Genomic DNA, 22333 nt, shown 5'->3' with positions numbered 1-22333 from the left:
CCGTTCGTACGCGCGGCGGCCAGTTTGCCGCCGCGACGAACAGCCGCGGCCGGCGCCCCGTGGCGCCATTGCGGTTGGTTGCGTTCAAAGGGCAACTAGCGCGCCAAAGAGAAGAGATGGCGCCGCAATCGAGAACTCAGCGCAGGCAGAAGCCGCGTGAAGGCCGCGTGCGAGTCACCGCCTCGGTAGGAGCCGCTGGGCCCTCGGGCTCGAGGGTTCAGTGGAGCGCGACGGCTGATTCGGAAGAAGATGAAGATGGCGTCGCGCTAGCAAACAGAGCACGACGCGGGCTGGGTCAGTCCTTGCCCTCGTGCGCCACCGCGGGCCAGTACTCCTGGAAGTCGAAGTCGGGCGAGTTGTCGAGGTCGTGGCACTCGACGCAGTTCTTCACCACCGCGCCAAAGACCTGGCCCTCCTTGTTCCCCTCGTTGGGGACGATCTCCATACGCAACGCGGCGCGGAGCTCTTCGATCTCCTCGTCCTCGGCGTCGATCTCGCCGTACTCCACCGCCACGTGCCGCGCGGCCGGGCCGTGGCAGTTCTCGCAGCCCTGCCCCGCCAAGTGCGGCGTTTCCGAGTAGCTGAGCCAACCGCTCACGTACGGGAAGTACTTCTGCGGCTGCCAGCCGACGACGTGGCACGACAGGCACTCCGGGTCGAAGTGCCGCGCCGGGTGCAGCGCGACGAGCGTCTCGGTGGCGTGGGCGTGCGGCGTGGCGGCGAAGGCCTCGGCGGCCGCCGTGTGGCAGTCGCCACAGACGGCCGAGCCGGCGAACAGCTTGTCGCCCACCGGGCGGCCGGTGGGGTGCGGCGACGGCGAGAGACCGAGGCCCTCCAGGCCCATCGTGCGAAGCTCCTCCTGGTACTCGGCGAAGCGGCTTTGCATCTCCTCCGAATCGGCGAAGCGGTGGTCGAGCGGCGTCTTTTGGTAGCGGAATTCGGCGCCGCCGTCGTAGAGGCCAACGACGATGCCGTACATCCCTTTGTGACCGGTCTCGATGAGGTGGGCGCCGCGGCCGTGGTGCGACGTTCCCTCGATCGCTTGCGTGCGGTGGGGCGGCTCGTCGGCGCCGAGCGCCGCCACGACCCAGTCGAACTTGTCGTGGGCACGAGCCAGCTCGCTCGCCTCGGCGGCGTCGCCGTAAACGAGCAGCACGTGCTGGTCGCAACCCTCGGCCTCGAGCAGCGGGACCACCTCGGCGAGCGCCTCGCTGGGGTCCATCAGCGCGAGCTCGCTGCCGGCGGCGAGCTCCTCCACCGCCTTGGCGCCCAGCACCGTGGTGACGCCAAACTTCATGCCGCCCGCCTCGAGCACACGCAGCCGCGCGGTGAAGCCGTCGCCGAGCGCGGTGAGTCCCACGTTGGCCGAGGTGAGCGGGTTCTTCGACTCGTCGAGGTTGATCACCACTCCCAGCAGGTCGTCGGCGCCGAGCCGCAGGTCGTGCGTGCCGAGCCCGACGGCGCCGTAGCCGATCTCGGCGAGCGCCTCGACCGACTGGCGGAACTTGATCTGCGACTGGTGACCGAAGCGGCGGATCTGGCCGCCGGCGTCCATCGCCGCGATCGGCCAGCCGGCGTCGGCGAGCGACTTGAGCAGCGTGTGGCGCCGCTTCAGGCCCCCCTTTTGGTTCTCGAGCCCCGCGCAACCGCACGGCTCGAGGTAGCCCATCTGCTCGCCGGTGAACAAGAGCACCGCCTCGGGCTTGGTCCAACCGACGAACAGCTCGCCGTTGGTCGCGATCGGATCGGGCTTCGGCTTGCGGGCGTGCGCGGCGAGGTGCTCGGCGGCATGCCGGAACCGCTCGACCGCCTCCTCGTCGAGATCGAAGCGACCCAGGTCGTAGTCCTCCAGGCGGTACGCGTCGGGATCGAACTCGGCGCGCTGAAAGCTGGGCCCCGACGGCTGCGGCGTCTTCGCGTCGCTCGGCAAGGCCGCCAGGCGGAGCGTCACCTTCGGCGGAGACTGGGCCGCGGGAAGGGCCGCGTCGAGCACGATGCGCTGGGGCGCAGCAGGCGCCGCTTGCGGCTCGGCGCCGGGCCGGCCGGCGCCGGCGCCAAAGAGCACGAGAACCATCACGGCCCCGAGCGCGGCTCGGCGGCGGGTGCGGGACGTGGCGTGACTCGGCGTCGAGGGCATGGCTCGCCTGTGATAAGTGCGGAGAGGCGTGTGGCGGATCAACGGATCAAAATGACAAAAAGGCGCGGCGCTACGCGCGCAGAGCCCCCATGTCTTTTCGGCCGCTCGCCGCGAGGAATCCACTCCCGCAGCCGCTAGCAGTGCCGCCACCCGCGGATCAGTAAACGCTGAACTGCAAGCCGATGTCGATCGTCGGCACCTTGGGATGGGTAGTGCCGAGACGGATCAAGCCGATGCCTTGGCCCTGCGCCGTGTCGTTGCGGATCATGATCGGCAGCCCCGGCGGCAGCGTGATGGTGAGCGGCACGTGCCGCACCCCGTCGCGGGGCGAGGAGGGCTCGCCCAACTCGATCCGCAAGCCATCCTCGGGATCGACTTCGAGCAGGGTGAACTCGGTCTCGTCGGAAAAGACGCCTTTAACGCTCAGCAGCAGTTTGGCGGTGGCGCCCTCGTCGCTCTCGACGGCCCCGAGACGCAGCACGCCGAGCGACTCGACCCAGCCGCGGCCGTGGACCGAGATGTCGCCCTCGACCACGCCCATCACGGGCACGAACAGATTCGGTTTCGTCGGGAGCGAGGTCTTGAGCTCGACCAGGTCGTTGATCCTGCCGAGCGGCAGGCCCTCGAGCGCGCGCAGGTCGATGCGGTAGCCGGATTTGGCGCCCTCGTCGGAGAGCTCGTCGTCGCCGAGCGCAACGACATCGAGCTCGAACCGATCGGGGTTGCGCGAGGTGGGGGCCATCGTGGCCGTGAGTTCGAACTCGTCCTCTTCGAACGACACGAACCGCACCGAGGCCGACTTCTCCTCGCCCGCCGCGAGGGTGTTGAGCATGAAATCGCGCGGCGTGAGGCCGACCGTTTCGATCACCGATCCCTCCACCGCCAGATCGACGCGCGGGCGTTTGGGGTCGTTCGTGCGCACCGCGGCGGTCTGGCGGAAATCGCCCCCTTGGGTCAGGGCGGTCCACTCGAGCCGCACCGGGGTCGAGTCGCCCGGCGCGAGCGGCTCGTTCGATACGTTGCCCAGCGTGCACTTGCAACTCGTGCGGCCGACCTCCAGGTACAGCGGCGCCGTGCCGCTGTTGGTGAACACGAACTCGTGCGATTCGGTCGAGCCGCGCTGCATCTTGCCGAAGTTGTAGTTCGCCTGGTCGACCTCGACGCGCGGGGTCTCGTCGGGCGGCAGGCTTGCCGCCGCCGGGCTCGATGAAGAGACGTGCGCCGACGAGTCGGCCGCTTCGTGGGCCTGCGGAGCGGCGCGGGAATATCCCAGCGCGGCGCCAGCAACAACCCCGGCCAGTGCCGAGACGATAAACAGGGGGAAGACTTTCATCCCCCGATTTTAGAACACGGCCCGTCCTGGTCAAACCAGCGGCGGGGAATACCTCCAAGCCCCAACGGCCGATATGCCGGAGCGTCTGTTGGGTTGGCACATGGGTCGACTGGGCGTCGTAGGCCGGCAGAGGCTTACGCCCCTAGGGGGGACGATCTCATGCGGCCGTCGGACGACGCCCCAAGCCCCCCAGACGCTTGGAGTCGGGTGTCAGGAACCCTTTTTCACGGGTCCACGAGTTTTCGCGGCTCCAGGAACAGCCGTCGCGTTCGCCCGCCAGGCGGCCGACGAGCCAATCGTAGTGGGTGCGATTCCTCAGCCGGCGGTCGCAGCGGCGGCCGTCGAGCCAACCGCTGCGGCTCCAGGAGGCCGACAAGTCGGGACTAAACTCGCTCCGCATGCCGCGCTCCAACACGCCCTGCAGGTGATCGCCCACCCGGCCTTGGGGACGGTCGTCGGCCCACAGCACCAGCAACTCGAGCTGGTCCCGGGTGGCCGCCGCCGCACACAACGCCAGGCGGCCCCGGCTCTGCGCGTCGTAGGCGGCGTCGATCAGCCGCCGCTGGTGGTCGGGCGAAAAGCCCTCTTCCCGCTGGGAATGGGCGTAGAACGTGAACAGGCAACCGGGCATCGGCGGGGCTCCTCGGGCAAAGGAGAAAACGGGCAAGACGACCGAATGTATACACCCGTACACTATCGGTGTCAAGCGGCCCGCGGCTGCTGTTTTTCCGCCAGATTTCGACCCGCCAGATTTCAGCCCGCTGGATTCCAATCTGTAGGGAACGCCCTCTGTGGCGTTCCAGCCCCGGGTACACGCGAACCAAGGGCTTTCGCTGCTCTCACACCCGGAGCAAAGGGGGGGACACGCTCGCCCGCCGGGGTTCGGACCGCCACAGAGGGCGGTCCCTACAGGCGACCGCAAATGGCGTCGACAAATGGCGTCGACAAATGGCGTCGGCGAACCACGCCGAAGAGGGCGTCAGTACGCCCGAGCGAAGACGGCCCGTTTGTCGGTCGCCGCGCCGGTGAACAGGCACTTGCCGCTCCCCGAGCCGGTGGGCAGGCCGGGCGTGCCACCGCTTTGCTCGTCGAGCGGCACGCAGCGGGCCGTCACCTTCAGCTCCTTGAGCTTGGCCTCCATCTCGGGCCCGTCGACGAACGGCGCCCAGACCAAGCCGCCCGGCTTGCCCTCGGCGAAGAACTTCTCGAACTTCTCGAGCGAGTCGATCTCGACCGTGGCCTCCTGGCGGGCGGCCAGGGCGCGGTCGAACAATCCCTGCTGGATCTCGACGAGCGTGTCGGCGATCGTCGCCACCAGCTCGGCCCGCGGGGTCCCCTGCCCTTTGGCGTTCGTGTCGCGACGGGAGACGAAAACGCCCTCGCCCGCCACGTCGCGCGGGCCAACCTCCAGCCGCAGCGGCACGCCGCGTTTGACCCACTGCCACTTCTTCTCGCCGCCGCGCAGGTCGCGGTCGTCGATGCGGATGCGGACCGGCTCGCCGTCGTACTGCTGCGCCTCGAGCTCGGCCTTGAGCGACTGGGCGTAAGGCAAGACGATGTCGCGCTCGGCGTCGTTCTTGTAGATCGGCAAGATCACCGCATGAGCCGGCGCAAGGCGCGGCGGCAGCACGAGGCCGTCGTCGTCCGAGTGGGTCATGATCAGCCCGCCGACCAGCCGGGTCGAAACGCCCCAGCTCGTGGTCCAGGCGAACTCCAGCTCGCCCGCCTGGCTCTGGAACTTGATCTCTTGGGCCTTGGAGAAGTTCTGGCCGAGGTTGTGGCTCGTGCCGGCCTGCAGCGCCTTGTTGTCCTGCATGAGCGCTTCGATCGAGTAGGTCGCCACGGCGCCGGGGAACCGCTCGCCGGCGGTCTTCTCGCCCTTGATGACCGGCATCGCCATCGCCTCTTCGGCAAAGGTGGCGTACACGTCGAGCATCATGCGCGTCTCCTGCTCGGCCTCCTCGCTCGTGGCGTGCACGGTGTGGCCCTCCTGCCAGAGGAACTCGGCGGTGCGGAGGAACATCCGCGTGCGCAGCTCCCACCGCACGACGTTGGCCCACTGGTTGATCAGGATCGGCAGGTCGCGGTAGCTCTGCACCCAGCGGGCGAACGTGGCGCCGATGATCGTCTCGCTCGTGGGCCGCACGATGAGCGGCTCGTCGAGCTTGGCGCTAGGCGCGGGCCTGAGGCCCCCCTCGCCGTCCGGCTCGAGCCGGTGGTGCGTCACCACGGCGCACTCCTTGGCGAACCCCTCGACGTGCTCGGCCTCCTTTTCCAGGAAGCTCATCGGGATGAACAAAGGGAAGTAAGCGTTCTCGTGCCCCGTGGCCTTGAACATCGCGTCGAGCCGCCGCTGGATGTTCTCCCAGATGGCGTAGCCCCACGGCTTGATGACCATGCAGCCGCGGACGTCGGAGTTCTCGGCCAGGTCGGCCGCCTTGACGACCTGCTGGTACCACTCCGGGTAGTTTTCGGAGCGGGTGGGGGAAATGGCGTTTTTGGGCATGGCGGCGGCGAGGGACAGCGCGGGGCGGTGTTCTAAAAGTGAGGTGATCGGGACGCCGAAAGCGGAATCGCTTCGGGGGCGGGCATTCTACGGCAAAGCCGGCCCCCGCTGGAATGCCGCACCCGCCGCCCCCCCGCGTAAAGGACGGCAATCTGCTAGGCTCACACCTTGCCGCACACCGCATTTCCCGTCTCTAGCAAACACTGGCCGCATCAGCATGTCTCGTCGTTTTGTCAATCAGCTCGCCCACAATGAGCAGGTCCGCGAGGTCTTCCTAGCCAGCGCCAAGCAGCTGCGTCCCAACCGCCAGGGCAACCTTTACCTGCAGCTCGACCTGAGCGACCGCGGCGGCTCGATCTCCACGCGCATGTGGAACGCCAGCGAGAACGACTACAAGGCGTTCGAGAACGGCGACTACGTGGTGGTGGAGGGCTCGACGCAGCTGTTCCAGGGCACCATGCAGTTGATCGCCCAGAGCATCCGCAAAGCGCGCCCCGACGAAGTGGACGAGGCCGACTTCCGCACGCTGCAGTCGGACGACGTGCGCGTGATGGCCGAGCGGCTCACCGAGATCCTCAACTCCGTGAAGTCGCCGCCGCTGGCCGCGCTGGTGAAAGCCTACTTCGCCGACGAGGAATTCACCGAGAAGTTCTGCCGCGCCCCGGCCGGCATGAAGAACCACCACGGCTACCACGGCGGGCTCTTGGAGCACACCCTGTCGTTGCTCGAACTGGTCTTGTTGGTGGCGCCGCGCTACAAGCAGCTCGACGGCGAGAAGCTGCTGATCGGCGCCTTCCTGCACGACTCGGCCAAGGTGACCGAGCTGAGCTACGACAAGGAGATCGCCTACACCGACGAGGGCCAGATGCTCGGCCACATGGTGCTGGCGATCACCACGCTCGACGAGAAGGCCCGCGAGGCGGAACGCATCTCGGGGCAGCCGATCCCGGCGACGCTGCTCATGGAGCTCAAGCACATGATCATCAGCCACCACGGCGAGTACGCCTTCGGCTCTTCGAAGCTGCCGATGACTTTAGAAGCCGTCGCGCTCAACCAGCTCGACAACCTGGACGCCAAGCTCGCCAGCTTCTCGGGCCTGATCAACGACTGCCCGAACGCGGACAGCAACTGGACGCAGTACTACCCGAACATCGAGCGGAAGGTTTGGAAGGGCGAGCGGTAAGGAATTCGAAATGCGGAACGCGGAGTTCGGAATGCGGTATGTCTTGTAAGTACGCCGCGACCCTCGCGCAGACCGACCACCGCCCGTGGCCGCTGCCGCCGGGCGCGTGGACTTGGCGCCAAAGCTGGCTCGACTTGCTGTTCGCCCACTGGCCGCTGGGCGTCGATGAGCTCCGGCCGCTGATCCCCGAGCCGCTGGAGATCGACACGTTTGACGGTCAAGCCTGGATCGGCCTCGTGCCGTTCCGCATGGCGGGCGTCATGCGGCGACCGCTGCCCGACATGCCGGGCGTGTCGGCCTTCCCGGAGCTGAACGTGCGGACATACGTCACGCTTGGCGGCAAGCCGGGCGTGTGGTTCCTCAGCCTCGACGCGACGAACCGGTTGGCGATCTGGGCCGCTCGCAAGTTCTTTCATCTGCCTTATCACCGCGCGGCGATGAGGCTGTCTCGCCACGATGATTGGTTCGCCTACGACTCTCAGCGAGCCGAGGGCGAAGCCCGCTTTGTGGGCCGCTACCGGCCGATCGGGACGCCGTACGCCTCGAAGCCAGGCTCGCTTGAGCACTGGCTCACGGAGCGTTATTGCCTGTTCGCCCGCAAGACGACGCCCGGCGGCGGTCGCGTCTCGTGCACCGAAGTGCACCACATCGCCTGGCCGCTGCGCCGAGCGGCATGCGAGATCGAGACCAATACGATGCTCGCCCCGCACGGGCTGGGGATCGAAGGCCCGCCCGCTCTGCTACACTTTGCAGAGCGGCTCGACGTGGTGGTTTGGTCGCCGGCGTGGGTGGCGTAGGGGGGGACTCTACCGGCCGGTTGTAGGGTAGAATGAAATTATGCAAGGCGTCGACAAAACCGCGTTCCGTTCGGCCGGGCTCCACGAGGCGCCCGACGACCTCGATTACTGGCGGTCGAAAACGCCCCAGGAGCGTTTCGAGGCCATGGAGACGCTCCGACGGATTCACTATGGCTACGATCCACTTACCACCCGACTTCAAAGAGTTCTTCGAGTTGCTCCGCTCCGAGGGGGTTGAGTACCTGCTCGTGGGCGGTTTCGCCGTTAACCTGCACGGACACGTGCGGGCCACGGGCGACATCGACGCCTGGGTCAAACCGAGCGAAGAGAACGCGGCCCGGCTCGCTTCCGTGCTGCGGCGTTTCGGCCTCTCGGGAGCGACCGTCGATGCGGCGGCGCTCGCTGAGCCGGATCGCGTCTTTCAGATCGGAGTTCCCCCCATGCGGATCGATCTGCTCACCGGGATTTCGGGCCTCGAATTCGCCGACGCTTATTCCCGGCGACTGGCGACCGAGATCGACGGGGTCTCGATCAGCGTGATTTCTTTGGACGATTTACGTACGAATAAGAAGGCGAGCGGTCGCCCCCAAGACCTCGCCGACCTCGACCGATTAACCTAACCTCGGGTCCCTCCTTTGCACGACGAACTCCGCGCCGCGGTCATCACCTACACCAGCAACCCGGCCTACCGGCCGTTGAAGCCGCGTGTCATCGCCGAGAAGCTGGGGCTCGGCGAGGAGGCCGCCGCGCAGCTCCGCAAGACCATCAAGAAGATGGTCCGCGCGGGCGAGCTCGACTACGGGCCGAACCACCTGGTGCTGCCGATCGACGAGGAGCACCCGTCGCGCGAGGGGATCGAGGCGGTCGAGAGCCACGACCCGCCCCCGCCTCCGGGCGACGGCCGCACGATCATCGGCGGCGACGAGCCCCCCCAGCGTCGCCGCAAGGCGAAGCAAGAATCGGGCGACGCCCCCGCCGGCGCCGCTGACGAAACCGACAAGGCCGACAAGGCCGAACCGAAGACGGACAAGATCGAGCGTCCCGCCGCCCGCAGCCAGCCCGTCAAACGTGGCAAGCACGTGGTCGGCGTGTTCCGCCGCGTCAGCTCGGGCGACGGCTTCCTCAGGCCCGAGGGGACCGCGGCGAGCGCCGGCAAGGACGACGACATCTACGTCAACCAGCGCAACGCCGGCGACGCGGCGAGCGGCGACAAGGTGCGCATCTCGATCGGCGGCAGCGGCTACCGCGGCAAGCCGGAGGGCAAGATCGTCGACGTCGTCGAGCGGGCCACGAACCAGTTCGTCGGCAAGTACTTCGAGCAAGACGGCCAGGGCCTCGTCGAGATCGACGGCAAGGTGTTCGGCGCGCCGATCTACGTGGGCGACCCCGGCGCCAAGGGCGCCAAGGACGACGACAAAGTCGTGGTCGAGATGGTCCGCTTCCCGAGCCACTCGCACGAAGGCGAAGGGGTCATCTCAAAAATCCTCGGCGAGCACGGCGAGCCGGGCGTCGACACGATGTCGATCAAGTACGAGTTCGGCCTGCCTGGCGATTTCCCCGAGGACGTGCTCGACGACTCCCGCCACCAGGCGACATTGTTCGCCAAAGTGGACGAGCACAATACGATCGAAGAGGGCCGCCACGACCTCACGGCCGAGACGGTCGTCACGATCGACCCCGTGACGGCCCGCGACTTCGACGACGCGATCTCCTTGGAACGCATCGAGCGGGGCCATTGGCTCCTCGGCGTCCACATCGCGGACGTGTCGCACTTCGTCCAGCCCAAGTCGGCCCTCGACAGCGAGGCGTACGACCGCGCCACGAGCGTCTACCTGCCAGACGAGGTGATCCCGATGCTGCCGGAGATCATCTCCAACAACTTGGCGAGCCTGCAGCCGGACAAAGTCCGCTACGCGATGACCGCCAAGATCGAGTTCACCCCGGACGGGGCGCCGGTGGCGTGCGACGTGGTGAAGAGCGCGATCAAGAGCTGCCGGCGGTTCGCCTACGAGGAGGTGGACGAGTACTTGGCGGAGAAGGGGCTGAACGGCGAGAAAAAACCGGGCGAGGTCGTGCAGACGCTCACCCCCGCGGTCGACGAACTCCTCGGCCGCATGTTCGAGCTGGCGATGATCCTGCGTCGCCGCCGCTTCGAACGCGGCGCCCTTGAGCTGAACATGCCCGAGATCGTGATCGACCTCGACGACGACGGCCGCGTGACCGGCGCCCACCGGGCCGAGAACACCGAGAGCCACCAGATCATCGAGGAGTTCATGCTGGCCGCCAACGAGGCGGTCGCCCGGCGGCTCTCGGACGCCGGCATGATCTTCCTGCGCCGCACGCACGGCAATCCGGACGAGCGCAAGATGAAGGCGCTCACCGAGTTCGTCCGCGGCTTGGGGCTGCCGGCCGACAACCTGCAAGACCGCTTCGAGCTGCAAGAACTCCTCGACCGGGTGAAGGACGACCCCCGCGGCCCGGCCGTGAACTTCGCCGTGCTGCGGTCGATGCAGAAGGCCGTTTACAGCCCGGAGGAAGTGGGCCACTTCGCGCTGGCGAGCGAGGAGTATTGCCATTTCACCTCGCCGATCCGCCGCTATCCCGACCTCACGGTGCACCGCCTGCTGGACGAGCTGAACCGGTTCGAGTCGGGCGAGGGCAAGAAGCCGGTCCAAGACCTCGCCACCGTGTTCACCCAGGGCGACCACTGCAGCGACCGCGAGCACCGCGCTGCGCAGGCCGAGCGCGAGCTCAAGAAGGTCAAGCTGCTGAATTACCTCGCCGACAAGATCGGCATGGAGATGGAAGGCGTCATCACCGGCGTCGAGCGGTTCGGGCTGTTCATCGCCGGCAAGGAGTTGCCGGCCGAGGGCTTCGTGCACATCACTGCCTTGGGCGACGACTACTTCGAGTACGACCGCGCGAGCCACTCGATCACCGGCCGGCGGGCCGGCTCAACGTTCCGCCTAGGCGACACGGTGCGGGTGGCGGTGGCGAAGGTCGACCCGGACGACCGCGAGCTCGACTTCCGCCTGCTGGGCAAGATCGGCAAGTCGCCGCGTGGCGGAAGCGGGGGCAAGAAGAAGGGGGGCAAGCCCCACCGCGGCAAAGGCAAGGGCTCTAAGCCGTCGGGCGCTAAGCCGTCGGGCGCAAAGGGGTCGGGCGCTAAGGGGCCGGGCCCAAAGAAATCGGGCGCCAAGAAGGGGACCAATCCTCCCCCGCCCAAGAAGAAAAAAGGCCGCAAGAAGCGGTGAGACGTGAACCGCCAAGTCGCCAAGGACGCCATGACGCGCCGTGGTAGTAAGTTTTGACCGGATCCAACAGGATCGACAGGAAAAGCATTTCATGCGGATCCCCTGAATCGTGTTGATCCTGTCCAGCTACCTTCCTGGCGCTCTTGGCGTCTTGGCGGTTCCCCCCTTTTCCCAAGCCGAGGCCTTTTTACCGGGGCCTAGGTCAGTAACATATGGGGGAACCCCCGCCCCGCCTGGTCCAAGGATGACCGCCATCGCCGCTCCCGCCGCCACTCTGTTGAAGACGCCGCTCTACGACCGTTGCCAAGCGGCGGGCGGGAAGATGGTCGACTTCGCCGGCTGGGCGATGCCGCTCCGCTTCGGCTCGATCATCGACGAGCACCACGCCGTGCGCCGCGAGGCCGGCCTGTTCGACGTGTCGCACATGGCGCGGCTGCGGATTACGGGCCCCGACGCCGAGGCGATGCTCGACCGCGCTTGCACGCGTAAGATCACGGGCACACCGGTCGGCAAGGTCCGCTACTCGCTGCTCTGCAACAAGCACGGCGGCGTGGTCGACGACGTGCTCGTCTCGCGCACGGGCGAGGAGTCGTTCGGCGTGGTGGCGAACGCCTCGAACCACGCGCCGGTGGTGAAGCTGCTCGCCGACCGCGCGATCGGCCTCGACGTCGCCTTCGACGACCTCACCGAGCGGACCGCGATGCTCGCCCTGCAGGGGCCCAAGGCGCTCGACATCGTCGCCCGCGTCTTGCCCGGCTTCGACGCCGCGGCGATGAAGTACTACACCCGCGACGAGATCGCCCTCGACGCCCTCGACGGCGAGCCGATCGAGATCAGCCGCACCGGCTACACCGGCGAGGACGGCTTCGAGCTGGTCGTCGCCGCGGAACTGGCCGACAAGCTGTGGCTGGCGCTGATGGCGGCGGCCGAGGAGATCGGCGTGACGCTGCAACCTTGCGGCCTCGGCGCCCGCGACACGCTGCGTCTTGAGGCCGGCATGCCGCTCTACGGCCACGAGCTCAGCGAAGAGATCAACCCGATGCAGGCCGGCCTCGGCTTCGCGGTGAACCTCAAAGACCGCGACTTCCAAGGCGCCAAGGCGATCGCCGACGCCCAATCCGACCCCGGCGGAAAGGTGCGGGTCGGGCTGGTGCTCGACGGCAAACGGACGCCGCGCGAAGGGTACCCCGTGCTGAACGACGGCCAAGTGGTCGGCCGCGTGACGAGCGGCTGCTACTCGCCCACGCTCGAGCGGCCGATCGCCATGGCGTACGTCTCGTCCGACCTGGCGCCCGTTGGGACCGAGCTGGAGGTCGACCTGCGCGGCGCCCCGGCGCCGGTGACCGTGGCCCCCCTGCCCTTTTACAAACGCGACGCTTGATCGCGACACGGCGCCACGACCATGGGTCGTCGGCTACTCAAAGTCAACTTCGCTCCTATCGTTTCTATGTGTTCTCTGTGCCCTCAGTGGTGAATACCGACGACATGAAACCTGAAGAACTGCTTTACGCCGACACACACGAGTGGATCGCTGTTGCCGAAGAGAACGGCGCCAAGGTCGCCACGCTCGGCATCTCGGCCTTCGCCGTCGAGTCGCTCACCGACCTGGTGTTCATCGAGCTCCCCAAGCCGGGCCGCACCGTGACGGCCAAGGAGCCGATCTGCGAGGTCGAGTCGGTCAAGGCCGTGAGCGACATCTACAGCCCGGTCTCCGGCGAGGTGGTCGAGGCCAACTCGGCGCTGGAGGACAACTTGGAGAAAATCTCCGAAGACCCGTACGGCGAGGGCTGGATCTGCAAGATCCGCATCGAAGACGAGGCGGGCCTCGAGGCCCTGAAGAGCCACGCCGATTACGAGAAGCTCTGCGCAGAGCAAGCCTGACGATTGCGGATTGGGGAATGCGGATTCCGTGCTCGCCAGATCCGCCCTTCCGCATCAGTCAGTCGGCAAGTATTCCGCAATCCGAATTCCGCAATCCGCAATCCTTGTATGCCTTTCACCTACAACACCCCCGAAGACGAACAAGAGATGCTCGCCGCGATCGGCGTCTCTTCGATCGACGAGCTGTTCGAGATGGTCCCCGAGAGCCTGCGCCTCGGCCGGCCCCTGGACCTGCCGCCGGCGATGGGGGAGATGGAACTCGACCAGCACCTCAACAAGCTCGCCGAGCAGAACCTTAACGCCGCGACAGCGGTCTGCTTTCTCGGCGGCGGGTCGTACGACCACTTCGTGCCGGCCGTGGTGGACGTGGTCGCCTCGCGGAGCGAGTTCTACACCAGCTACACGCCGTACCAGGCCGAGGTGGCGCAGGGCAACCTGCAGGCGATGTTCGAGTACCAGTCGATGATCGTCCGTTTGACGGGCCTCGACGTGTCGAACAGCAGCCTCTACGACGGCGCCAGCGCCGCGGCCGAAGGGGTGCTGATGTCCCTTGCCGCCGGCGGCCAGCGCAAGCGGGTCGTCCTGTCGGCGGGCCTCCACCCGGAGTACCGCGAGACGATCGCCACGTACGTAGCGAACCTTGGCGTCGAGCTCGTCACGGTCCCCACGCCCAATGGCGTGACCGAGGCGGCCGACCTGATCGAGGCGCTCGACGACAACACGGCGTGTGTCGTCGTGCAGCAGCCCAACTTTTTTGGCTGCGTCGAAGACGCCGAAACGCTCGCCCAAGCGGCCCACGACGCCGGCGCGTTGGTCGTGGCGGCGTTCGACCCAATCAGCCTGGGTCTACTCAAGCGTCCCGGCGACTGGGGCGCCGATATCGCCGTCTGCGAGGGCCAGTCGCTCGGCACGGCGATGCAGTACGGCGGCCCCTATCTGGGCGTGATCGCCTGCAGCGAGAAGCTGGTGCGCCGCATGCCCGGCCGCATCGTCGGCAAGACAACCGACCGCCGCGGCAAGCCTTGCTACGTGCTGACTCTGCAAACACGCGAGCAGCACATCCGCCGCGACAAGGCGACCAGCAACGTCTGCACGAACCAGGCGCTGTTCGCCCTGCGGGCGACGGTTTACCTCGCTCTGTTGGGCCCCGAGGGCCTCAAAGAAACGGCGAACCTCTGCCTGCAGAAGAGCCGCTACCTGGCCGAGCGCCTCTGCGAGAGCGGCCGCTTCGAGCGGGCGTTCGACGCCCCCACGTTCAAAGAGTTTGTGATCCGCGACTGCGAGAACGACACCGAAGGCTTGGTGCAGGACGGCCTCGATGCGGGCTACCTGACGGGCGTGCCGTTGGGTCGCTGGTACCCGGAACTCGCCGACTGCCTGCTGATCGCGGTCACGGAGAAGCGAACGAAGGCGGAGATCGACCGACTCGTCGAGGTCTTGGTGGGGAACCCCGACGGCACGACGAGCACGACGGAGCAAGAAGTCGCGGTGGGGATTGGGTGAATAGTATTCACCACAGAGGCACAGAGAGCACGGAGGAAATAGCAATGTGGTTCAAGCCTGCGATCGAAACAGAATTGAGCGAGTTGCTATCCGATCTCATGCCTCTGCTTGGTCAGCGTGATTTCGATATCGCTTTCGAATTCCTCGACCACCGTGAATGGGGTTTAGCGTTAGATCATGCCTGCTGCCAGCTCTACGAGAACGATACAAAGATCCTGCAATCGCAATACGACCGAATCGTAAAAACGGGCAGGCGGATGCGACTCCCTGAATCTGAATTCCAATCCCTCAAACAGTTGATTGCGTCCACATAGCGCTGTCAGATTCCATTACTTCCTCACTTCCTCTGTGCTCTCTGTGCCTCTGTGGTGAACCCATAAACCGATGCGAAACACCCGCGACACGCAGCTCCTGTTCGACCTCTCCAAGCCCGGCCGCCGCGCCACGCGGTTGCCCGAGTGCGACGTGCCCGCGCGCGACGCGGCCGAGCTGCTGCCCGCCGCCGCGCTCGCCGACGCGCCGCCGGCCCTGCCCGAGCTGAGCGAGCCGCAGGTCGTGCGGCACTTCGTGAATCTCTCCAAAGAGAACATGAGCGTCGACACGCACTTCTATCCGCTCGGGTCGTGCACGATGAAGCACAACCCGAAGCGGAACGAGCGGGCCGCCGCGCTGCCGGGCATGGCCCACGTCCACCCGTACCAGCCCGAGGAGTCGATCCAGGGGATGCTGCGGCTGCTGTACGAGGTGCAGGAGTACCTGAGCGAGATCTCCGGCCTGCCGTGCTGCAGCCTGCAGGCGGCCGCCGGGGCTCAGGGCGAGTTGGCCGCGCTGCTGGTGGCGGCTTCCTACTTCCGCGACATCGATGAGAAGCGGACCAAGGTGCTCGTGCCCGACAACGCCCACGGCACCAACCCGGCGAGCGCGGCGATGGCCGGCTTCGACTCGGTGACGGTCAAAACGCTCCAGTCGGGCGCCGTCGACCTCGACGACTTCCACGCGAAGCTCGACGACGAGATCGCCGTGCTGATGATCACCAACCCGAACACCGTGGGCGTGTTCGAGCCGGCGATGCGCGAGCTGGCCGACGCCGTGCACGAGCGCGGCGGCTTGGTCTACTTGGACGGCGCCAACATGAACGCGATCCTCGGCGTGTCGCGGCCGGGCGACTTCGGCGCCGACATGCAGCACTTCAACCCGCACAAGACGTTCAGCGGCCCGCACGGCGGCGGCGGGCCCGGCGCGGGGCCGATCTGTGTCACCGAGAAGCTGGGGCCTTACTTGCCGGCGCCGGTGGTGGGCAAGAGGCCGGAGGCCGGAGACGAGAGGTCAGATCAAACATCCCCCTCCCCGGCAGGGGGAGGGGGTAGAACCCTGGTACCCGGCGCGCCCCCCTTGGGGGAGGGGAATTACTATTATCTCGACTTCGATCGCCCCAAGTCGATCGGTCGCGTGCGGTCGTTCTTCGCCAGCACCGGCGTGCTGGTGCGGGCTTACTGCTACATGAGGACCCACGGCCCCGACGGGCTGAAGCGTGTCAGCGAGCAGGCGGTCTTGAACGCCAACTACCTCTTGAGCCGCGTGAAGCACTTCTTGCCCGTCCCGCAGGGCGACCGCTGCATGCACGAGTTCGTGGCCACCGCCGCGAAGCTCAAGAGCGAGCGCGGCGTGTCGGCGATGGACCTCGCCAAGCGACTCTTGGACCACGGCTTCCACGCCCCCACGGTGTACTTCCCGCTCAGCGTGAAGGAGTCGATCATGGTCGAGCCCACGGAGTCGGAGAGCAAGGAAACGCTCGACGCGTTCGCCGAGGCGCTGTTCCGTGTCACCGAAGAAGACCCCGAACTGCTGCACGACGCGCCGCACACGACGCCGATCAGCCGCCCCGACGAGGTGGCCGCGGCGCGCAAGACCGTGCTGTGTTATTGCGGGTAAGAGTTCTCACGCAAAGGCGCGAAGACGCAAAGGACGCTCTTCCATCTTCTTTGCCACTTCGCGCCTTGGCGTGAGGCTAGGAATCGATGCCGACTACAAGCCGCCTCATCATCGACCCGCCGCTCAAGGGCGCGTGGAACATGGCGGTCGACGAGGCGCTGCTCGACAGCGTTGCCGACGGCGGCGCCCCCGCGCTGCGGCTCTACCGTTGGAGCGAGCCGACGCTGTCGCTCGGTTACTTCCAGCCGTACGCCGACCGCCGTCAGCTGCCGGAAGCCGAGGGGCTGACCGTGGTGCGCCGGTCGAGCGGCGGCGGCGCGCTGGTGCACCACCACGAGCTGACCTACAGCCTCGCCCTGCCCGAAGGCTCGCCGGCCCTGGCGGCGGCGGCCGAGCCGCTAAACCTGGCGGCCCACCGGCTGCTGATCGGCGCCATCAGCGAGTACGCACGCGAGCGTGGCGCCACGCTCGCCTTGCGTTTGCACGACGACCCAAAGGTCCCGCCGGCCCCGCCGCCGGCGAGCGAGCCGTTTCTCTGTTTTTTGCGGCGATCCGAGGGTGACCTGCTGAGCCCCCCCGCCGAGGGCCCTGGCAGCGACGTCTTGTGGAAGATTTGTGGCAGTGCTCAGAGAAAACGTCGCGGGGCGGTGTTGCAGCATGGCGGCGTGCTGCTCGCGGCTTCGCCGCACGCCCCGCAACTGCCGGGCTTGCGCGAATTGGGCCTTGCGGAGATCGACAAGGCTCGGCTGCAAAGCCTTATGCAGAAGGGACTTGGGCAATTACTGCCAAGCGCAGGTGTCGTTTCGGAGCTCACTCCCGAGGAGCACGCCGAAGCCATTCGTCTCGAAACCAGCCGGTTTAGCGACCGCGGCTGGATCGAACGGCGTTAACGCCATGACAGGCTTTCGGCCGAAAAGTTACTTGTAGGAAGCTGACGTCGGGGCTTATAGCAAGCATACTTTAGAACACTGGACCTCCCCCAAGGGGGGGTTTAGGCCACCGGGCAAAATGCGTTAGAGTTGGTGGGTCGCGACCCGTTTTCAGACAGCTATCGTAAGAAAGCAGGCGCCGCGGCGACTCCTCCTCCAGTATGCCAAGATTTGGCTTGCCTCGATTGGCCGCCAAGATCTGGCAGATGAGCGACGTCGGGACGGCGCCGCAGCGGTCTCACATCAGGTCCGCGCACCCAAACCAAGGGATTTGAGGTAGGCGATGAAACTTGTGGTCTTAGCAGGAGCGAAGAAGGGCGCAGCGGTCGCCCTCAAAAAGGAGCGTTTGTTGGTCGGACGCTCGCGCGAGGCCGACATCCGCACCGGCAGCGACGCCATCAGCCGCCGCCACTGCGAATTCGTTCGCGGTGAGGACGGGGTGACGGTCCGCGACCTCGGCAGTCGCAACGGCACCCACGTGAACGGCGATAAGATCGAGGGCGACACGCTCTTGTCGCACGGCGACGAGATCCGCATCGGGCCGCTCGAGTTCCGCTACGACTCCGGGCAGCCGAAGGCCGCCGCGGAGAGCACGCCTCAGAAAGCCGATTCCGCGGCAGCGACAAGCGGCGGCACGGGCAACGGCAAGGCCGACAAGAGCGGCGAAGTCGGCGAAGACAGCATCAGCGAGTGGCTGCTCGGCCCGGCCGAGGCCGACCGCGAGCCCGCCTCGCTGCGTGAGACGCAGACCTTCCGCATGGACGACACACAGTCGATCGAAGCGGAGGAGAGCGAATCGGAAGAGACCGTCGCCGAAAGCGACGAGGCCGCCGACGACTCTAAAGCGGGCGACAAAAAGAAGAAACCCGGCAAGCTGCCCAAGATGACTGGCCCGCAGTCCAAGGACAGCCGCGAAGCGGCGAGCAACTTGCTGCGTGACATGGCCCGCCGCCGCTGAGCCCAGTTGTCTGCGCTTCGCCCGATGCGTCTGGCTGCTGCCGATTCGCCGCACCGGCAGCCTGGCTGTGTCCCGTGGTTTAACCACCGCGGCCGCTCTTTCAACCGTTGCGATCGAGCCTCACGAGGATCCCTTGATGAACGTCCCCTCCGGCGACAAACGCGCCCGCACGGCGCTGCTCGGCCTGGCCTTTGACAACGACGACGGCCACAAGCGGCTCACGCGGGGTCAGGACTTCGTGCTCGCCGGCGGCTCGCAAGAGACCCACGCCGTGATGCAAGAAACCGTCATCAAGGTGAACGAGAAGCTCCAGGGCCGCGGCAAGCGGATCGGCGAGACGAGCGTCGAGGAGCTGCGCGACCTGTTCGCCGAGTCGCGTCCTGAGTAAGAATCACCGCCGCTCCGTGCCCGGAGCGAGCCTCACCTAGAGCGAACGGCCCGGGACCCACCGCTGTGGATCCCGGGCCGTTTTGCTTTCGTCAGGTCTCTTTCCCCGCAATCAGATCGACTCTTCCAATTCTTCGACCGGCTCCTCGGCACGCAGCTGGGCCGATTCTTCGAGCGACTCGCGGGCCTGGCTTTCGAGCTGCGACTCGAGCTCTTCGCCGGCCGCGGTGGTGTGGGCGGCCAGTTCGGCGCCGGTGAGCTTCACGTAGCCGATGGCGCGGATCACCTCGAGCACCTCGCTGCAGGTGGGGAACATCCGGCCGCTCTTCCGCTTGTAGTCGTCCAGGGCGCTCATGAACTCGACCTCTTCGTTCGAGTAGTCACGCTCGCAGGTGGTCGGGTCGATCTGGCGACGGCGGTTGACCTTCTTGCGGCGTTCGAGCTTCGGCGCCGCGTCGGCGGCGGGGGCTTCGGCGGCGGCCGTCTCGGCCTTCTTGGCGGCGGCCTTGGCCGCGGGCTTGGCCTTGGCGCCGGCGGCTTGCTCCTCGCGGCGCGAGCTGCGGCGGCGGTCGATCTTCACCTCTTCCTCGCTCGCCTCGGCCTTGGTCTTCGACCGGCTCGCCCGCTTAGCGGCCGGCTTGGAAGCCTTGCTCTTGGCGGTCGCCTTGGCCTTGGCGGCCGGCTTGCTAGCGGGAGCCCGCTTCGTCTTGGGGGCGGCTTTCTTCGTGCGGCTGGTCTTACTGGCGGTCGTGCTTTTGGCCACGGCGGGGGCTCCACTAGCGTCGGTGAGGGGGTGGTCGTGCGGGCGTTCGGGCCCAAGGACGCAAGCTTCCGTGCTAGCTTCGGCGATGCAGTAAGGGATCGGTCCCCCCCGGCGCGAAAATACACCAACCAGGGAAGAAGACCGGATTGTGCAAGTATGCCGCATGGGGCGCTGCGTGCGGCCCGGGGGACGGCGAACCGTGGCGTGGTTGGCGCCGGTCGCACCGGTTGTGCCGGTCGTCGCCGCAGGGGACGCCGCCGTGTGGCTTGCCCACCCACTTGCCCACGCACCGAGGGGGGCGGACGATCCGGCTTGCGGCGCCCTGGGGCGACTGCTAACGTCCCCCACCCCGCAACGCGTCGGCCGCTCGGCCGGCGATCCCCGAGCCAGGCACGTACTTACCCGCAACGCACGCCATGACTCCCAAGACCCCGCGGCCATTGAGCCCCTCTCGCCAAGCCCCCGCCCGGTTACGCTGCGGCGCCAGAGCCGCTGCGCTCGCCGTGGCGTGCGTCGGTCTGGCGGGCCAGCTAGGCTGCAACTCCGTGCAGAGCCAGACTCTCAACTCCGAGGGCGTGGCGCTCTACCAGCAGGGCGCCTACCAGCAGGCGGCCTCGAAGTTCCAGACCGCCATCGCCAAAACACCCGACTCGGCCGACGGCTACTACAACCTCGCCGCCGCGCTGCACAAGGGCGGGCTCGCCTACAACCGGCCCGACGACCTGCGTCAGGCCGAGGTGCTCTACAACCAGTGCCTGGAGCGCGACCCGAACCACGTCGACTGCTACCGCGGTTTGGCGGTGCTGCTCAAAGACACGGAGCGTCCCGACGCGTCGTTTCGGCTGCTGAACAACTGGAAGATCGCCAGCCCGAACAACCCGGCCCCGAACATCGAACTCGCCCGTTTGCTGGAAGAGGCCAATCAGCCGGAGCAGGCCAAGGCCCAGCTCGTGGCGGCGCTCACCGCCGACCCGAACAACGCGCGGGCGCTGACGGCGCTCGGGCGGCTCCGCGATCAGGCGGGCGACTACCAACAGGCGATGCAGAACTACCAGCGGTCGCTGACGCTCAACCGCTTCCAGCCGCAGGTGGCCGCCCGGGTGGCGGCGTTGCAAACCGCCACGGGCCTCAGCGGCGTGGCGACGGGCGGCGCCGACCAGACTCGCCTCTCGCAGCAATGGCGGCCCACGGCCACCTACTGACGCGCCCTGCTAGAACGCCCTGCCACCGCGACGCTTGAACGCCGCGGCGTTCTCGTTCCCCTTCAGGCCAGCTTGGCGAAGGTGGCGGCCAGGTGCTTGGTCACCGGCTTCGCAGGCGTGGTCGGGATTCCGACACGCCGCTCGAGCGACTCGCACGCCTCGTCGAGAGCCGCCTTGCTGTCGCACCGCGCCGCCAGGTCTTCGCATTGCCGGGCCGTGTCGGTCGAGCCAAGCAACCGGCTGAGCGCCGCGGCCACGGCGGCGCCGGTGAACGCCCTCGGCAGGAGCTCTTCCGCCACGCCCAACTCGATGAGGCGGTGGGCGTTGTCGAGTTGGTCGAACGCCATCGGTTGGATCAGCTGCGGCGCCCCGGCCGCGAGCCCTTGTGCGCTGCTGCCGATCCCGCCGTGGTGGACGAACGCCGCCGAGCGCGACAGCAGCGGCCCGAGCGGCGCGAGCGACGCCCAGTGCGCGTAGTCGGGCAGCGGGTCGGGCAGCTGCTCGGGGTACTTGGTGAGGAGCACGCCGCGGGCGCCGAGCCGGCGGCAAGCGTCGAGCGCCGCGGCGAAGAACGCCCGCCCCGCGCGGTTCGCCGTGCCGGGGGTGAACACGATCGGCGCGTCGCCCGCTTGCAGGAACGCCTCGAGCCCCGCGTCGAGCGGCGCGTCGGGCTCGCCGCCGAGGGGGAAACCGCTCGTGTCGAACTCGCCGGGCAAGTCGATCGGCGTCGGGCCGAACCACTCCGGGTACAGGCAGAGCGTGTGCCCCGTGCCGAACGCCCAGTCGGGGTAAACGCGACCGATCCGCCCGAGCCCCTTCTGCGCGCGGAAGGCGTTGATCCGCCCGGTGATCGACCGCCGCTCGACGAGCAGCTCGCCAACGGTGAGCATCATGCGGTTCCACCAGCGCGGCCAGCCGAGGCCGGCCAGCCCACCGGGCAGACGCGGCGGCGAGTCATCGCTCCACACGGTCATCGGCGCGTAGACGATCGACGTGACGTTCGCCCCCAACGCCTCGGCCGCCACGCGGCTGGCGAAGTCGAGCGGGTGGGCGCCGATGACCGTCTCGCCCGGCTCGTGCAGTCGCTCGAGCGCTTGGTAGATGTCGGGCATCGCCTCGGTGGCGGCCCAGCGGAAGATCACACGCAGCCCCAGCAGCGGATGCCAGAGCCGACGGTCGTGCGTCAGCCGCTCGTACGCCTCGGGCGTCGAAACCGGCACGAGTTCGAGCCCGGCCCGCTCGATCGGTTCGGCGAAGTACGGGTTGGCGAGCAGCTTGACACGGTGCCCCCGTTCGGCCAACGCGGCGCCGAGCTTGATGACCGGGTAGACATCGCCGTAGCTACCCAGTGCGGTCAACAAACAAAGCATGGCGACAATCCTCGGTCTTTACGCGGGTCGCAGGGGGCGGGGCGGGCGACCGGGAGGGGGGATAGGGCCGAACGCGTCGGTTCGGGCGGTGGGCAAGAAGCCAAGAGGCTGGCACTCCTGTTTACTCTGCCGAGAACCGCTTGTCGAACGGTTCCTGACAGCCAAAAATGGGAGGATTGCCCGGGACACCCGCTCTCG

The 22333-nt window shown here is 67.4% G+C and carries 19 protein-coding genes; 13 read left to right on the top strand and 6 right to left on the bottom strand.

All coding sequences use genetic code 11. From position 1 onward, the window contains the following. Nucleotides 1-295 precede the first annotated feature (295 nt). The 4 genes from Mal64_RS18890 to proS form a co-directional block, all read right to left on the bottom strand. The gene (locus tag Mal64_RS18890; protein ID WP_146403297.1) at nucleotides 296-2137 is read right to left on the bottom strand and encodes a multiheme c-type cytochrome; all 1842 of its coding nucleotides are present in this window, start codon (nucleotides 2135-2137) and stop codon (nucleotides 296-298) included. Between the two features lie 157 nt (nucleotides 2138-2294). Continuing rightward, on the bottom strand, nucleotides 2295-3470 hold the full coding sequence (locus Mal64_RS18885) for a DUF1573 domain-containing protein (RefSeq protein WP_146403294.1): 1176 nt from the start codon (nucleotides 3468-3470) through the stop codon (nucleotides 2295-2297). Between the two features lie 157 nt (nucleotides 3471-3627). After that, nucleotides 3628-4101, bottom strand: coding sequence for a hypothetical protein (locus Mal64_RS18880; protein WP_146403292.1), 474 nt, complete (start codon nucleotides 4099-4101; stop codon nucleotides 3628-3630). A gap of 348 nt (nucleotides 4102-4449) precedes the next feature. Then, the gene (proS, locus tag Mal64_RS18875) at nucleotides 4450-5976 is read right to left on the bottom strand and encodes a proline--tRNA ligase (protein WP_146403289.1); all 1527 of its coding nucleotides are present in this window, start codon (nucleotides 5974-5976) and stop codon (nucleotides 4450-4452) included. 217 nt (nucleotides 5977-6193) lie between these two features. On the opposite strand from proS, the gene Mal64_RS18870 reads away from it, so the two are divergent. The 12 genes from Mal64_RS18870 to Mal64_RS18815 all read left to right on the top strand — a co-directional run bounded on the left by Mal64_RS18870 (nucleotide 6194) and on the right by Mal64_RS18815 (nucleotide 18801). Beyond that, nucleotides 6194-7159: a 3'-5' exoribonuclease YhaM family protein gene (locus Mal64_RS18870; RefSeq protein ID WP_146403286.1), complete on the top strand. Its 966-nt coding sequence runs from the start codon at nucleotides 6194-6196 to the stop codon at nucleotides 7157-7159. Between the two features lie 38 nt (nucleotides 7160-7197). Beyond that, nucleotides 7198-7956 carry a YqjF family protein gene (locus Mal64_RS18865; RefSeq protein ID WP_146403284.1) on the top strand — a complete coding sequence of 253 codons (759 nt, stop codon included), beginning with the start codon at nucleotides 7198-7200 and terminating at the stop codon, nucleotides 7954-7956. Nucleotides 7957-8126: 170 nt separating this feature from the next. Further along, entirely contained in the window at nucleotides 8127-8576 is a 450-nt protein-coding gene (locus tag Mal64_RS18860; protein WP_146403282.1) for a nucleotidyltransferase, read from the top strand. A gap of 15 nt (nucleotides 8577-8591) precedes the next feature. After that, nucleotides 8592-11210, top strand: a complete 2619-nt coding sequence (rnr, locus tag Mal64_RS18855; RefSeq protein ID WP_231993873.1) for a ribonuclease R — start codon at nucleotides 8592-8594, stop codon at nucleotides 11208-11210. Between the two features lie 244 nt (nucleotides 11211-11454). After that, nucleotides 11455-12591, top strand: a complete 1137-nt coding sequence (gcvT, locus tag Mal64_RS18850; RefSeq protein ID WP_146403279.1) for a glycine cleavage system aminomethyltransferase GcvT — start codon at nucleotides 11455-11457, stop codon at nucleotides 12589-12591. Nucleotides 12592-12695: 104 nt separating this feature from the next. Beyond that, entirely contained in the window at nucleotides 12696-13091 is a 396-nt protein-coding gene (gene gcvH, locus Mal64_RS18845; RefSeq protein WP_146403277.1) for a glycine cleavage system protein GcvH, read from the top strand. Nucleotides 13092-13199: 108 nt separating this feature from the next. Continuing rightward, nucleotides 13200-14594: an aminomethyl-transferring glycine dehydrogenase subunit GcvPA gene (gene gcvPA, locus Mal64_RS18840; RefSeq protein WP_146403275.1), complete on the top strand. Its 1395-nt coding sequence runs from the start codon at nucleotides 13200-13202 to the stop codon at nucleotides 14592-14594. A 44-nt stretch (nucleotides 14595-14638) separates the two neighbouring features. Further along, nucleotides 14639-14908, top strand: coding sequence for a MafI family immunity protein (locus Mal64_RS18835; RefSeq protein WP_146403273.1), 270 nt, complete (start codon nucleotides 14639-14641; stop codon nucleotides 14906-14908). 70 nt (nucleotides 14909-14978) lie between these two features. Continuing rightward, the gene (gene gcvPB / locus Mal64_RS18830; protein WP_146403271.1) at nucleotides 14979-16526 is read left to right on the top strand and encodes an aminomethyl-transferring glycine dehydrogenase subunit GcvPB; all 1548 of its coding nucleotides are present in this window, start codon (nucleotides 14979-14981) and stop codon (nucleotides 16524-16526) included. 86 nt (nucleotides 16527-16612) lie between these two features. Continuing rightward, nucleotides 16613-17416 (top strand): lipoate--protein ligase family protein, encoded by an 804-nt coding sequence (locus tag Mal64_RS18825; protein ID WP_146403269.1) that lies wholly within the window; start codon nucleotides 16613-16615, stop codon nucleotides 17414-17416. Nucleotides 17417-17738: 322 nt separating this feature from the next. Next, entirely contained in the window at nucleotides 17739-18413 is a 675-nt protein-coding gene (locus Mal64_RS18820) for an FHA domain-containing protein (protein WP_146403268.1), read from the top strand. A gap of 136 nt (nucleotides 18414-18549) precedes the next feature. Then, a complete protein-coding gene (locus Mal64_RS18815; protein WP_146403267.1) occupies nucleotides 18550-18801 on the top strand; it encodes a hypothetical protein in 252 nt (83 codons plus the stop codon). Nucleotides 18802-18912: 111 nt separating this feature from the next. On the opposite strand, the gene Mal64_RS18810 is transcribed toward Mal64_RS18815, so the two are convergent. After that, nucleotides 18913-19563: a hypothetical protein gene (locus Mal64_RS18810; RefSeq protein WP_231993871.1), complete on the bottom strand. Its 651-nt coding sequence runs from the start codon at nucleotides 19561-19563 to the stop codon at nucleotides 18913-18915. Between the two features lie 416 nt (nucleotides 19564-19979). Here Mal64_RS18810 and Mal64_RS18805 point away from each other — a divergent pair, with 416 nt between their 5' ends. Beyond that, on the top strand, nucleotides 19980-20765 hold the full coding sequence (locus Mal64_RS18805; protein ID WP_146403266.1) for a tetratricopeptide repeat protein: 786 nt from the start codon (nucleotides 19980-19982) through the stop codon (nucleotides 20763-20765). 62 nt (nucleotides 20766-20827) lie between these two features. Here the strand turns inward: Mal64_RS18805 and Mal64_RS18800 are convergent, their stop codons facing one another. Continuing rightward, a complete protein-coding gene (locus tag Mal64_RS18800; protein ID WP_146403265.1) occupies nucleotides 20828-22135 on the bottom strand; it encodes a glycosyltransferase in 1308 nt (435 codons plus the stop codon). Nucleotides 22136-22333 lie beyond the last annotated feature (198 nt).

The organism is Pseudobythopirellula maris (assembly GCF_007859945.1).
Taxonomy (GTDB): domain Bacteria; phylum Planctomycetota; class Planctomycetia; order Pirellulales; family Lacipirellulaceae; genus Pseudobythopirellula; species Pseudobythopirellula maris.
Note: the sequence above shows the minus strand (reverse complement) of the source record. Positions and strands in the feature narration are given on the sequence as shown.

Coding starts and splice junctions, on each gene's coding strand:
- Mal64_RS18805 (WP_146403266.1), top strand. CDS start 19,980: ATGACTCCCAAGACCCCGCGGCCATTGAGCCCCTCTCGCCAAGCCCCC.
- gcvT (WP_146403279.1), top strand. CDS start 11,455: ATGACCGCCATCGCCGCTCCCGCCGCCACTCTGTTGAAGACGCCGCTC.
- Mal64_RS18865 (WP_146403284.1), top strand. CDS start 7,198: ATGTCTTGTAAGTACGCCGCGACCCTCGCGCAGACCGACCACCGCCCG.
- Mal64_RS18885 (WP_146403294.1), bottom strand. CDS start 3,470: ATGAAAGTCTTCCCCCTGTTTATCGTCTCGGCACTGGCCGGGGTTGTT.
- Mal64_RS18835 (WP_146403273.1), top strand. CDS start 14,639: ATGTGGTTCAAGCCTGCGATCGAAACAGAATTGAGCGAGTTGCTATCC.
- Mal64_RS18880 (WP_146403292.1), bottom strand. CDS start 4,101: ATGCCCGGTTGCCTGTTCACGTTCTACGCCCATTCCCAGCGGGAAGAG.
- Mal64_RS18860 (WP_146403282.1), top strand. CDS start 8,127: ATGGCTACGATCCACTTACCACCCGACTTCAAAGAGTTCTTCGAGTTG.
- Mal64_RS18820 (WP_146403268.1), top strand. CDS start 17,739: ATGAAACTTGTGGTCTTAGCAGGAGCGAAGAAGGGCGCAGCGGTCGCC.
- Mal64_RS18800 (WP_146403265.1), bottom strand. CDS start 22,135: ATGCTTTGTTTGTTGACCGCACTGGGTAGCTACGGCGATGTCTACCCG.
- Mal64_RS18815 (WP_146403267.1), top strand. CDS start 18,550: ATGAACGTCCCCTCCGGCGACAAACGCGCCCGCACGGCGCTGCTCGGC.
- Mal64_RS18870 (WP_146403286.1), top strand. CDS start 6,194: ATGTCTCGTCGTTTTGTCAATCAGCTCGCCCACAATGAGCAGGTCCGC.
- proS (WP_146403289.1), bottom strand. CDS start 5,976: ATGCCCAAAAACGCCATTTCCCCCACCCGCTCCGAAAACTACCCGGAG.
- gcvH (WP_146403277.1), top strand. CDS start 12,696: ATGAAACCTGAAGAACTGCTTTACGCCGACACACACGAGTGGATCGCT.
- gcvPB (WP_146403271.1), top strand. CDS start 14,979: ATGCGAAACACCCGCGACACGCAGCTCCTGTTCGACCTCTCCAAGCCC.
- Mal64_RS18890 (WP_146403297.1), bottom strand. CDS start 2,137: ATGCCCTCGACGCCGAGTCACGCCACGTCCCGCACCCGCCGCCGAGCC.
- gcvPA (WP_146403275.1), top strand. CDS start 13,200: ATGCCTTTCACCTACAACACCCCCGAAGACGAACAAGAGATGCTCGCC.
- Mal64_RS18825 (WP_146403269.1), top strand. CDS start 16,613: ATGCCGACTACAAGCCGCCTCATCATCGACCCGCCGCTCAAGGGCGCG.